The following is an 11788-nucleotide window of genomic DNA, read 5'->3' on the forward strand; positions in this document are numbered from 1 at the left end:
CGCAGACCGGCAGGAGAGGCGCCCCGTCGCACAGCGGGGGGCCTCTCCTGCCGCTTGCGGCCCGGCCCCCTGCACAATGGGTACTGGAGCCCGACGGACTGCGCGCGCGGTTCGCGGAGGCCGCCGCCCGGACAGCAGCGCTCTACGGGTAGGGGTGCTGCACCCTACGGGGTACTCCACGGGCTGGGGGTGCTGCTCAGCGGTACTCCTCCGCGGAGCGGTCCGCGCCGCCCAACGCCACCTCCGAGATGTAGGTCCACGCGTCCGGCCGGCTGCCGTCCGCGTCCGTGAACCCGTACACCTTGGCCAGCTGTCCGCTGGACAGCGACTGCCCGTTCCACCGCAATCGGTCGGGGTCCGCCGCCAGCTCGGCGACCGCCCGGCCCACGAAGAGCGGCGACTCGGAGATCGCGAAGTGCGGGCTCTTGGCGATAGCGTCGCGCCAGTTCTCCTCGGTGACGCCGAAGGTGTCCAGCATCTGTTCCGAACGGAGGAAGCCCGGCGTGACCGACACCGCCGTACAGCCCATGTCCTTGAGGTCCTCGCCGAGGTTGAAGGCCATCCGGATCGGGCCGTTCTTGGCGAGGTCGTAGTAGAAGTTCTCGCGGAAGTTCTTGTTGGACTCCGCCGTGCCGTCGGTGACCTCGACGACCAGGCCGCCCCGGTTCCGGACGAGCAGCGGCAGCGCGATGCTGCTGGTGATGATGTGGCTCTTCACGCTGAGCTCCAGCATCCGCAGTCCCCGGTCGAGCTCGGTCTCCCACATCTTCTTGCCGAACTCGACCAGGTGCTCCCCGCCCCAGAGGTTGTTGACGAGGATGTCGAGCCGCCCGTGGTCGCGTTCGATCCGGTCGACGACCTCCCGCACCTGGTCGCGGTCGAGGTGGTCGGCCTGCGACGCGATGCCCTTTCCGCCCGCCGCGGTGATCAGTTCCGCCGTCTGCTCGATCGTCTCCGTCGAGCGGCCCACCTCGCTGAGCTTCTCTCCCGTGGTGCGGCCGGTCGCGTACACGGTCGCGCCCCCCGCGCCGAGCTGGACGGCGATCGCCCTGCCCGCCCCGCGGGTGGCTCCGGCCACCAGTGCGATCTTTCCGTTCAGCGGTGTGGGTGCCATGGCTGTCCTCCCGGCGTGCGGCTTCTGTGTCTCCCGACGTTCGCACGTAATACCGACATCCTCTGTCCGCATTACCGAGAGGACCATGAGGTGGCGTGGCTCCCCGCCAACCACGATGCTTGACCCGTGATGATGGACGAGACGGAGTTCTGGGAGATCGTCGACGGCACCCGAGAGGCCGCCGAGGGCGATCCTGAGGAACAGGCCGACCTGTTGGTCGAGCGCCTGCTCCAGCTGGACCCCGACTCCGTGCTGGATTTCGCCCGTCACTTCGAGGCGCGGTACAACCGCGCGTACCGCTGGGACCTGTGGGGCGCGGCCTGGGTGATGCTCGACGGCGCGAGTGACGACGCCTTCGACTACTTCCGCTGCTGGCTCATCGGACAGGGCCGCGAGGTCTTCGAGGGCGCGCTGCACGACCCGGACAGCCTCGCCGAGCTCCTCGACGAGTTCGACGAGGAGATCGACGGGGACGGCGAGGAACTCGGGTACGCGGCGGACGAGGCGTACGAGCAGCTCACCGGGGTGGTGGCCCCCGACCTGGGGATTCCGGGGCAGGCCGGGGAGCCGGAAGGGACGCCGATCGACTTCGAGAACGAAACGGTCCTTGCGGAACGATTCCCGCAGCTGTGGGACCGGTTCAGGCCTTAGGGTCTCTCGCTCGGATCCTGCCGGGCGCGCGGGGTCCGGCACGCACTCCCCCGCGGGCTCCGCCACGCCTGCCCGCTGCACCGACGGTCACTGAGGAACGGCGGCGTCCCGTACCGCCCCCGGCGACAGCACCAGCAGCGCCACGTCGTCCGCGGCGCCCCCCGCGAACCGCGACAGGTCCCGCCAGACAGCGGCCGCCAGGGCGGACGGGTCGGTCTCGAACTCGGCAGAGAGGGCGGGCAGCCGTTCGGCGAGCGGGTAGAAGACCCCGGCGGCGTCCCGGGCCTCGGTCACCCCGTCGGTGTGGACCAGCAGCCGGTCCTTCTCCTCCAGCCGTACGGTCGCCACCTCCGCCCCGGTCAGGCCGGCCAGCCCGAGGCCCAGCGGCGCGCAGGGTTCCGCATCCAGCTCGGTGGCCGAGGAGCCGCGAAGCAGCAGCGGCGGAGGATGCCCGCAGGAGACGATCCGTACCAGCGGAGCGTCCGGCGGGAACTCCAGCAGCACGGCGGTCGCGAAGAGTTCGGCGTGCTCCACGCCCGCCGAGTCGGCGACCAGCCTGCGGTCCAGCCGCGCGGCGACCCCGCCGAGCCCGGGATCGTCGAGCACGGCTTCGCGGAAGGCGCCGAGCAGCGCGGCCACCGTGCCGACCGCTGCGAGCCCGTGCCCTTGGACATCGCCGACCAGGGCCCGTACCCCGTACGGCCCCTCGCGTACGTCATAGAGATCGCCGCCCACGAGCGTGCCGCGCTGGGCGGCCCGGTAGAGCCCGGCGCAGCGCACCGGGCCGACCTGTTCGGGCAGTGGCGGCAGCACCGCCAGCTGGGCCGCCTCCGCCATGGAACGCACGCTCACCAACTGGGCGTCACGGCGCCGCCGTACCCAGGCGACGATCACGCTGAGCGCCGCCACGAAGGCGACCGTGACCAGGTCGCCGCTGCCCGCGCGGCCGAGTTGGGTGACCGGAACGGCCAGCAGGATGAGAGTGACGCCGCCGAATACAGCGGTGCCCGCCGCTCCGTACGCGAACGCGGCGACCGGCGGCAGAGCCGCGAGGAAGTAGCCCAGCTCCACGGTCCGCGGGGTGGCGAGCCGCGCCGCCGAGAGACCGACCAGCAGGACGATGGGCAGCGCGCGGACCCAGCGGGGCGGCGGGGCGCCAGGGAGCCAGCGGGGTTCCTCGTCCTTCCGGTCCATCCCTTCAGCCTTGTACGCGCCGGTCGGCGCCGCACCCCGGGCGGGCCGTCGGGTGGCCGGGACCGCGTCGGAGGCCGACAGTGGTCCGGTGAGCAACGACGGGCAGCAGGCGCACGGGCCCCAGCGCCGCAAATCCCGGCCCCGCAAACCGCAGCGCCGCAATCCCCTGCCCGAGCGCAGCAAGCAGCCCCGCGAACCGCACGCCGAGGGCATGAGCACGCGGTTGAACTGGCTGCGGGCCGCGGTGCTCGGCGCCAACGACGGCGTGACGTCGACCGCCGGGCTCGTCGTCGGCGTCGCGGGAGCCACCGGGTCGCGCGCGACGATCCTGGCGGCCGGCGTCGCCGGGATGCTGGCCGGCTCGCTGTCCATGGCGGCCGGCGAATACGTCTCGGTCAGTTCCCAGCGGGACTCCGAGCGGGCCGCCCTGGAGACCGAGCGACAGGAGCTGGCCGAGGACCCGCAAGCCGAACTCGACGAGCTGGCACAGCTGTTGGAGGTGCGCGGGCTGAGCCCCGAGCTGGCCCGGGATGCCGCCGTCCAGCTCACGGAACGCGATGCCCTCCGCGCCCACGCGCGGGTGGAGCTGGGTATCGAACCGGACGAGCTGGCCAACCCGTGGCACGCGGCGGTCGCCAGCTTCGCCTCCTTCACGGTGGGCGCGCTGCTGCCGCTGCTCGCGATCGTGCTCCCACCGCCCTCGCTGCGGCTGCCCGTGACCGTCGTCGCCGTGCTCCTCGCGCTGGCCCTGTGCGGCTGGGTCAGCGCCCGGCTGGGCGCGGCGCCCGCGGGCCGGGCGGTCCTGAGGAACGCGGCCGGCGGAGCGCTGGCGATGGCGGTGACCTATGCGGTGGGATCGCTGCTGGACACCGGTTGATCACCGGTGAGAAGGCGACCCATCAGGATGTCGTCCACATAGTGGCCGTCGAGCAGGAACTCCCCGGGCAGCACCCCTTCCACCGCGAAGCCCTCGGCCTCGTACAGCCGGCGCGCCGGGGTGTTGTGGCCGAGGACCCGCAGAGTGATCCGGCTCGCGCCTCGGCGGCGGGCCTCGGCGCAGGCCGCCCGCAGCAGTGACCGGCCCAGACCGCGGCCGCGCGCCCGGTCGGCGACGGCGAACCCCTGGATCTGGAGCACGTGCGCGTTGGCGGGGAGCGGGGTGGGGGCTCCCAGCCGGATGTAGCCCGCGACGAGCCCGTCGGACTCGGCGACGAGATAGTCCCCAGGAGTGTGCCTCTCGTCGAAGAACGGCGCGTACGGCGGCTGCGGCTTCGGCTGTACCGCATGCAGCGGGGACCAGGAGGCACGGTCGAGCTCGGCGAGAGCGTCGTCGTCCTCGGGACGGGCGGGGCGTATGCGCGGCTCGGACATGGCGGCCACTGTGCCACGCGGCTCCGGGGCGGGCAGGATGGGTCCCATGCGCATCGCTGTCACCGGTTCGACCGGGCTCATCGGCAAGGCACTCGTACATTCGCTGCGCGCGGACGGGCACGACGTGGTCCGCCTGGTGCGACGCACTCCCGGGGCGGCGGACGAGGTCGAGTGGGATCCGGCGCGTCAGTACGTCGACACGCGTGGGCTCCTGGGCTGCGAGGCCGTCGTGCACCTGGCGGGGGCGGGCGTCGGCGATCAGCGGTGGAACGAGGCCTGGAAGCGGGAGATCCGGGACAGCAGGGTGCTCGGGACTGCCGCGCTGGCAGAGGCGGTCGCCTCCCTGGACGTCCCGCCGGAGGTCCTGGTCAGCGGTTCGGCCATCGGCTACTACGGCGACACGGGAAACCGTGCGGTGGACGAGGACGCGCCTCCCGGGACCGGATTCATGGCCGACGTCTGTGTGGAGTGGGAGGAGGCCGCGGCCGCGGCCGTGGAGGCCGGCGTGCGTACGGTCTACGCCCGAACCGGGCTGGTGGTCGCACGCGAGGGCGGTGCGTGGGGGAGGCTGTTCCCACTGTTCAGGGCCGGGCTCGGCGGGCGGCTCGGCAGCGGCCGCCAGTACTGGAGCTACATCTCCATGCACGACGAGATCGCGGCGCTCCGGCACATCATCGACACCGAGTCGCTGACCGGTCCGGTGAACCTGACCGGGCCTCAGCCGCTCACCAACCGGGAGGTGACCAAGGCGATGGGGCGGGTGCTGCACCGCCCGACGATGTTCACCGCGCCCGCGCCCGCCCTGCGTGTCGTGCTGGGCGAGTTCGCCGAGGACGTGCTGGGCAGCCAGCGGGTTCTGCCCAAAAGGCTGCTCGAATCCGGGTTCTCCTTCGCGTTCCCGGGGATCGACGAGGCGGTGCGGGCGGCGCTTCGGTGAAACTCGTCAGCGAGCGGTCCCGGCGCCCCGTGCGAGCGCCGCGCGCTCGACGACGTCGTCGAGATGACCACCACCGACCACCTTCGAGCGAACCTGACCGGTTCGCAGCCGGCGTGCGACCGCCGTGCGCCGATGCCCGGTCGATGCGCGACTGCGTCCGACCGGAACCGCTTTTACTCTCGTCCGGTACTCGGGTATTCCCGGGGCCTGTTGGGGGAAGGACGACCTCACCAGCCGCGCCGACCTCGGGGAGGGGCACGTGCTCAGCAGCGCACACCACGCGGATGTCGTCATTGTGGGAGCCGGAGTCGCAGGACTGTCGGCGGCACACCAGCTCGTCAACGCCGGACTGACCGTCACAGTCCTGGAGGCCGCGGCCTGCCCGGGCGGCCGCATGGCCACCGAGCGGATTGACGGGTTCCGGCTCGACCGGATCGGTCAGTTGCTCAGTACCTCCTACCCCGAGCTGCGCCGCACGCCGGGGCTCGACGGACTGGCTCTGCGCCCCTTCTCCCCCGGCGTCCTCGTTCACAGCGAGGGCCGCCATCTCCGGGCCGGGGCAGCGGGGAGCGCGCGGGGCGCACTCACTGCCGCGCGCGCCCTCGCGAGCGCCCCGCGCGCGCCTTTGGGGGGCGCGCTCGACCAGGCACGGCTCGGCGCGGCACTCGGCCGGATCGCCTCGATGCCCACGGAACGGCTGCTGGCCCGCCCCGAACGGACCGCGCGGGAAGCGCTCGCCGTCCGCGGCCTGCCGCAGCGCACGGTCAACGGCTTCCTGCGGCCGCTCCTGTCCGCCCTGCTCTGCGACCCCGAGCTCACCACCTCCAGCCGGTGCGCCGACCTCGCGTTGCGCGGGTTCGCCCGCGGCCGGCTCTGCGTGCCGGAAGGGGGTGCGGCGGCCCTGCCGGAGCGGCTGGCGGCCGCGCTGCCGGCCGGGACCGTTCGTACCGGCGTCCGGGTCCGGTCGGTGTCGGTCAGCTCCGTCGTCACCGAGGACCACGGTGAGTTCGGCTGCCGTTCCGTGCTGTTGGCGACCGGCGCCCGGGCCGCGGCAGGGCTGCTGCCGGGGCTTCGGGTACCCGGCTTCCACCCGGTGACCGTGCTGCATCACACCGCGCCCGTGCCACCGCTGGCCGAGCCGGCGCTGCTGCTGGACGCCCACCGGCGCGGGCCGGTGGCCCACACCTTCGTCATGAGCGAGGTCGACCCGACGCGCGCCCCGCACGGCCGCGCGCTGGTCTCCTCCACGGTGCTGGGCACTCCGCCGCCGGCGGCGGACCTCGACCGCGAGGTCAGGGCCCACCTGGCCGCGCTCTACGGCACCAGGACGGACGGCTGGGAACTCCTCGCGGTCCACCACACCCCGGAGGCCGTCCCGGCCATGCCGCCGGCCCACGACCTGCGCCGCCCGGTGCGGGTACTGGCCGGCCTGTACGTCTGCGGCGACCACCGGGACACGAGCACGGTCCAGGGCGCTCTCTTCTCGGGCCGCCGTGCGGCGCAGTCGCTGCTGTACGACCTGGGCATCCGCGCGGAGTACGCGGTGCCGGTACCGGCGGCGGCGTAACGGAGGCGGCGTCACCGGGGGCGGGGCGGTTCCCCCGACCGGCCACTTCCCGAGCCGGAGCGAAAGCCTCCGGGCCCGGCACGCCGCCGAGCGGCAGACGCGACGCACCGCACCCCCCCCACGCCCCCGCACGCCGCCGCCCAGGCCCGTGTCAGCCCATGGCCGCCACACGGTCGCGGTAGCCGCGGACCGCCGCCGCGTCCCGGTAAGGCTCCAGCCGGCGCTCGAAGTCCCCTACGTACTCCAGCGCCCGCACCGACCGCATCTCCGTGGACTGCTGCGCCGCCTCCGCTCCCAGCGCGCAGGCCTGGTCGAGCTCGCCGAGGCCCAGCCGGGCCGAAGCCAGCACGACCCGGCAGAAGAGGCGGCTGCGCGCGAACGCGGGCCCGCGCAGTTGCAGCGAGCGCTCCGCGTACTGCGCGGCCGCCCGGTACTGCTGCAGGTCCCGGTAGCTGTGGCCGAATTCGTCGGCGAGCTGGCCCTCGTCGAAGAAGCGCACCCAGTGCGGCACGTCGTCGCCCGGCCGTGCGGCCTCCAGCGCCCGTTCCGCCCGGACGAGCGAGGACGTGCACGCGCGCACGTCCCCCAGTACCCCGTGCCCTCGTGCCTCCACCGCGTGCAGCAGTGCCTGCACCACCGCCGGGGCACCCGTGCCGACACCCTGCTGGGCGACCCGGGCCAGCTGTACGGCCTCCCGGCCATGGCCCAGATAGACCGCCTGGCGGCTCATCGTGACCAGCACATACGACCCGTACGCCCGGTCGCCGGCCGCCTGCGCGAGCCGGAGTGCCTGGACGAAGTACCGCTGGGCGAGCCCGTGCGCCGCGATGTCGAAAGACGTCCATCCGGCCAGCCGCGTCAGATCGGCGGCGGCGGCGAACAGGCGCCGCCCGGTCGCCTCTCCGTACGTCCCGCGCAGCATCGGCTCGGCCTCGTGCTCCAGATAGCGCACGAGCGCCTGGCGTGCGTGTCCGCCGCCGTACGCGTGGTCGAGCGTGCGGAAGAGTTCACCGACCGAGCGCAGGGCTGCGATGTCGCCCGCCGTGACCCGCTGGCCGGGCGCGCGGTCGATCTGCCGCTGTCGTGGCACGGAGGACCGCCCCTGCATGGGAATGAGACCGACGTTCGCCGAAGGCTCACCGCGCCCCACCTGCTCGTCGGCGCGGCCGATCAGCCAGTCCCGGCTGGGCACCACCAGACCCGCGGGAGTGAAGGCGATCTTGCGTGACTCCGCATGGCTTCCGGAGTCCTTGCGCCACAGGCCGCTGGCGATGTCGACGGCCTCCTCGGGGGTGGCGGCGAATTCCAGCCCCGCATAGACCGGAGCGCACGCATCCAGCCCGAGGTCCTGCGCGGACAGCCGCCGCCCGAGCCGGCGGGTGAAGACCTCGGCGATCAGGGCGGGCGTGGTTCCGCGCGGCTGCTGGCCGCGGAGCCAGCGCGTCACCGACGTCTTGTCGTACCGCAGGTCGAGGCCGTGCTCGAGTCCGAGCTGGTCGACCCGGCGGGCGAGCCCGGCATTGGAGAATCCCGCTTCAGCGATGAGCGCGGCGAGCTGTCGGTTGGGGATGCGCTGCGGAGGTCGTTCCGTCATCAGTTGTACGGTCTCCTGCCTTCCGGGCCCGGGAACAGCCCCTTGATCGGCGCGAATTTAGCGGCCCTCCCCGGCCTCACCGCCAGCTTCGTCCCACATTCATCCGATCGTGTGAGGATTGACCCGCCGACTGACAGGAACGTCGGGCCCGTACAGTGGCGGGAGGGCGGATGAGTGCACGGTGAACGTTCTAAGGAGGCGCTGCGGTGACTGAACTGCGGTTTGTCAGTCTGGGCTTCGGCGCGGACGCCGTCGAGTACCAGGCAGCGTGGGATGAGCAGCGCCGGGTGCACGCCGCCCGGTTCGCGGACGACATCGAGGACACCTGCCTGCTGCTGGAGCACCCGCCGGTCTACACGGCCGGCCGGCGCACGGCCGAGAACGAGCGCCCCCTGGACGGCACCCCGGTCGTCGACGTGGACCGCGGCGGCAAGATCACCTGGCACGGGCCCGGTCAGCTGGTGGGATATCCGATCATGAAGCTGCCGCGCCCGGTGGACGTGGTGGCCCATGTGCGCCGGCTCGAGGAAGCCCTCATCCGCACGGCTGCGGAATTCGGCCTGGAGACCACCCGGATCGAGGGCCGCAGCGGCGTATGGGTACTGGGTGACCCGGTCGAGGAGCGTCCCGCGCGCGGCCTGTCCCTCGACTTCGACCCACGCCTGGCGGACGAGGAGTTCGACCCCCGGATGAACGGACCGGAGTACGCCCCGTCGAACGCCGGCCAGCGCCGCGAGGACCGCAAGCTGGCGGCGATCGGCATCCGGGTCGCCAAGGGCGTCACGATGCACGGCTTCGCCCTCAACGTGAACCCGGACAACACCTGGTTCGACCGGATCGTGCCGTGCGGCATCCGCGACGCCGGCGTCACCTCGCTCTCGAACGAGCTGGGCCACGAGATCACCATCGCCGAGGTGCTCCCGGTGGCCGAGAAGCACCTTCGGGAGGTCCTGGAGAACGCGGACCTGCGGCCGCGGGACGTGGAACCGGCGGTTTCGACCGCCTGACCCCGGACCCCGGGCCTAAAAAATTAAGGGCGTACCCTGGTGTTCGCCGAAGAATCGTTGCCGCGTTAGCAGAAAGGGGCGCCGGACGTGTCCGCTGTCGCACCCGACGGACGCAAGATGCTGCGCCTGGAGGTCCGGAACAGCCAGACCCCCATCGAGCGCAAGCCCGAGTGGATCAAGACCCGGGCCAAGATGGGTCCCGAGTACACGAAGATGCAGAGCCTCGTCAAAAGCGAAGGCCTGCACACCGTGTGCCAGGAGGCCGGCTGTCCGAACATCTACGAATGCTGGGAGGACCGCGAGGCCACCTTCCTCATCGGCGGTGACCAGTGCACCCGGCGCTGCGACTTCTGCCAGATCGACACCGGCAAACCGCAGGCGCTGGACCGGGACGAGCCGCGCCGCGTGGGCGAGTCCGTCGTCACGATGGATCTGAATTACGCCACCATCACCGGCGTCGCGCGCGACGACCTGGAGGACGGCGGCGCCTGGCTGTACGCGGAGACCGTGCGCCAGATCCACGCGATGACCGGCGAGCGCGCCGACGGCCGCACCAAGGTCGAACTGCTGATCCCCGACTTCAACGCCGTGCCCGAGCAGCTCGCCGAGGTCTTCTCCTCGCGTCCCGAGGTGCTCGCCCACAACGTCGAGACCGTGCCGCGGATCTTCAAGCGCATCCGCCCGGCCTTCCGGTACGAGCGCTCCCTCGAGGTCATCACCAAGGCTCGCGAGGCCGGCCTGGTCACCAAGTCGAACCTCATCCTTGGTATGGGCGAGGAACGCGAAGAGGTCAGCCAGGCGCTGCAGGACCTGTACGACGCGGGCTGCGAGCTCATCACCATCACCCAGTACCTGCGCCCCTCGCCGCGGCACCACCCCGTCGAGCGGTGGGTGAAGCCGGTGGAGTTCGTGGAGCTGAAGGAGGAGGCCGAGGAGATCGGCTACTCCGGTGTGATGTCCGGGCCTCTGGTGCGTTCCTCGTACCGCGCCGGGCGCCTCTTCCAGCAGGCGATCGAGCGGCGTGGAGCGGTGATCGCCTCCCAGGCCGTGTAGTCAGCCTATGTGAAGCTGCGCACAAGTAGTTACCAGCCAGTAATGGCCGTATTCGCGCGGTCCGTACCGTCCCCGCAGGTGAGGGACGCGTACGGGCCGCGTTTGCGTTCTGTGCCCCCGCACGCCCCCGGCGTAAAGGTTTCATCGGCGTTTGACCACCCGGTCACGCCCTGGTAACACCAATCAGTGACAGTAGGTTCACGCACCGCTCCCGCTCATCGTCGACGCTTGTCCCGAGGGGGGACCTTCACCATGCAGGCCGCGCCAGTCCGCGCCACCGCCATCCCGACGCTCACCGACGCTCTCCGTGCAGTCGAGTCACTGCTCATGGGCAGCGGCCAGCGCACCGCCCGCCGGAATGCGTGGACCGCCGTGCTCGAGGACCGGCGTCGCGCCAAAGACCGGGTCGAGGCTCAGCACGTACTGGAGGCCGTGGCCGACCGCACTTCCTGAGCCACGTAAACTTCATTTCATGGCGAGGAAGGCAAACGCAGACACTGCGAACACCGGGCGGCTCAAGCAGATCGCCCTGACGTACAAGATGACCCGAAAGGCCGATCCCAAGGTCGGTCTCGTCGTCGCGGCTGTGGGAATCGTCACCTTCGGTGTCCTCCTCGCGATCGGCTTCCTGATCGACCACCCGGTCTACGCGGGCATCCTCGGCTTCCTGCTGGCCTTCCTCGCGATGGCGATCGTCTTCGGACGGCGCGCCGAGCGAGCGGCCTTCGGGCAGATGGAGGGGCAGCCGGGTGCGGCCGCGGCGGTACTGGAGAACGTGGGGCGGGGCTGGACCACCACCCCGGCGGTCGCGATGAACCGCAGCCAGGACGTCGTCCATCGCGCTGTCGGCAAGGCCGGCATCGTCCTGGTGGCCGAGGGCAACGCGAACCGGCTGAAGAACCTGCTGGCGGCCGAGAAGAAGAAGATGGCGCGCATCATGCCGGACGTCCCGGTGCACGACATCATCGTCGGCAAGGGCGAGGGCGAGGTGCCGCTGAAGAAGGTGCGCACCACCCTGCTGAAGCTGCCGCGGGTGCTGTCGGGCCCGCAGATCACCGCGACGAACGACCGGCTGCGTGCGATGGGCGACCTGATGAGCAACATGCCGCTGCCCAAGGGCCCGATGCCCAAGGGGATGCGGATGCCGCGCGGCGGAAAGATGCGCTGACACACACCGCGTACAACCGCGTGCATGCGAGTGGGGTGGCCCGGAACCGATCGGTTCCGGGCCAGCCGTGGTTGCGACCGGCAGGCCTGGTCGCGGCCCGTCGGTCGTGGCTGCGTCCCGTCAGTCGAGGGT

Annotated in this window: 12 protein-coding genes; 8 read left to right on the plus strand and 4 right to left on the minus strand. The window is 71.9% G+C overall.

The genetic code is table 11. The features are described from left to right. Window positions 1-196: 196 nt before the first annotated feature. Entirely contained in the window at window positions 197-1114 is a 918-nt protein-coding gene (locus AB0M62_RS04785) for an SDR family oxidoreductase (RefSeq protein WP_366072663.1), read from the minus strand. Between the two features lie 129 nt (window positions 1115-1243). On the opposite strand from AB0M62_RS04785, the gene AB0M62_RS04790 reads away from it, so the two are divergent. Then, window positions 1244-1765 (plus strand): DUF4240 domain-containing protein, encoded by a 522-nt coding sequence (locus AB0M62_RS04790; protein ID WP_366072695.1) that lies wholly within the window; start codon window positions 1244-1246, stop codon window positions 1763-1765. Window positions 1766-1852: 87 nt separating this feature from the next. On the opposite strand, the gene AB0M62_RS04795 is transcribed toward AB0M62_RS04790, so the two are convergent. Beyond that, complete coding sequence (locus tag AB0M62_RS04795; protein WP_366072664.1) at window positions 1853-2959, minus strand: PP2C family protein-serine/threonine phosphatase; 1107 nt, start codon at window positions 2957-2959, stop codon at window positions 1853-1855. 211 nt (window positions 2960-3170) lie between these two features. Between AB0M62_RS04795 and AB0M62_RS04800 the strand changes: the two genes are divergently transcribed. Beyond that, window positions 3171-3836 (plus strand): VIT family protein, encoded by a 666-nt coding sequence (locus AB0M62_RS04800; RefSeq protein WP_366072696.1) that lies wholly within the window; start codon window positions 3171-3173, stop codon window positions 3834-3836. Here AB0M62_RS04800 and AB0M62_RS04805 read toward each other — a convergent pair. After that, window positions 3803-4330, minus strand: coding sequence for a GNAT family N-acetyltransferase (locus tag AB0M62_RS04805; protein WP_366072665.1), 528 nt, complete (start codon window positions 4328-4330; stop codon window positions 3803-3805). The genes AB0M62_RS04800 and AB0M62_RS04805 overlap by 34 nt on opposite strands. A 37-nt stretch (window positions 4331-4367) precedes the next feature. Here AB0M62_RS04805 and AB0M62_RS04810 point away from each other — a divergent pair, with 37 nt between their 5' ends. Together AB0M62_RS04810 and AB0M62_RS04815 are read left to right on the plus strand one after the other, a co-directional pair. After that, on the plus strand, window positions 4368-5267 hold the full coding sequence (locus AB0M62_RS04810; protein WP_366072666.1) for a TIGR01777 family oxidoreductase: 900 nt from the start codon (window positions 4368-4370) through the stop codon (window positions 5265-5267). 259 nt (window positions 5268-5526) lie between these two features. Next, window positions 5527-6834: an NAD(P)/FAD-dependent oxidoreductase gene (locus AB0M62_RS04815; protein ID WP_366072667.1), complete on the plus strand. Its 1308-nt coding sequence runs from the start codon at window positions 5527-5529 to the stop codon at window positions 6832-6834. A 151-nt stretch (window positions 6835-6985) separates the two neighbouring features. Here AB0M62_RS04815 and AB0M62_RS04820 read toward each other — a convergent pair whose 3' ends face one another. Further along, window positions 6986-8428, minus strand: coding sequence for a regulator (locus AB0M62_RS04820; RefSeq protein ID WP_366072668.1), 1443 nt, complete (start codon window positions 8426-8428; stop codon window positions 6986-6988). Between the two features lie 206 nt (window positions 8429-8634). On the opposite strand from AB0M62_RS04820, the gene lipB reads away from it, so the two are divergent. From lipB to AB0M62_RS04840, 4 genes are all read left to right on the plus strand, one after another. After that, window positions 8635-9435: a lipoyl(octanoyl) transferase LipB gene (gene lipB / locus AB0M62_RS04825; RefSeq protein ID WP_366072669.1), complete on the plus strand. Its 801-nt coding sequence runs from the start codon at window positions 8635-8637 to the stop codon at window positions 9433-9435. An 87-nt stretch (window positions 9436-9522) separates the two neighbouring features. Further along, the gene (lipA, locus tag AB0M62_RS04830; protein WP_366072670.1) at window positions 9523-10488 is read left to right on the plus strand and encodes a lipoyl synthase; all 966 of its coding nucleotides are present in this window, start codon (window positions 9523-9525) and stop codon (window positions 10486-10488) included. Window positions 10489-10740: 252 nt separating this feature from the next. Continuing rightward, a complete protein-coding gene (locus AB0M62_RS04835; protein WP_366072671.1) occupies window positions 10741-10941 on the plus strand; it encodes a hypothetical protein in 201 nt (66 codons plus the stop codon). A gap of 19 nt (window positions 10942-10960) precedes the next feature. Beyond that, window positions 10961-11656, plus strand: coding sequence for a DUF4191 domain-containing protein (locus AB0M62_RS04840; protein ID WP_366072672.1), 696 nt, complete (start codon window positions 10961-10963; stop codon window positions 11654-11656). Window positions 11657-11788 lie beyond the last annotated feature (132 nt).

Origin of the sequence: Streptomyces sp. NPDC051219, from assembly GCF_040682335.1 — a bacterium.
GTDB lineage: Bacteria > Actinomycetota > Actinomycetes > Streptomycetales > Streptomycetaceae > Streptomyces.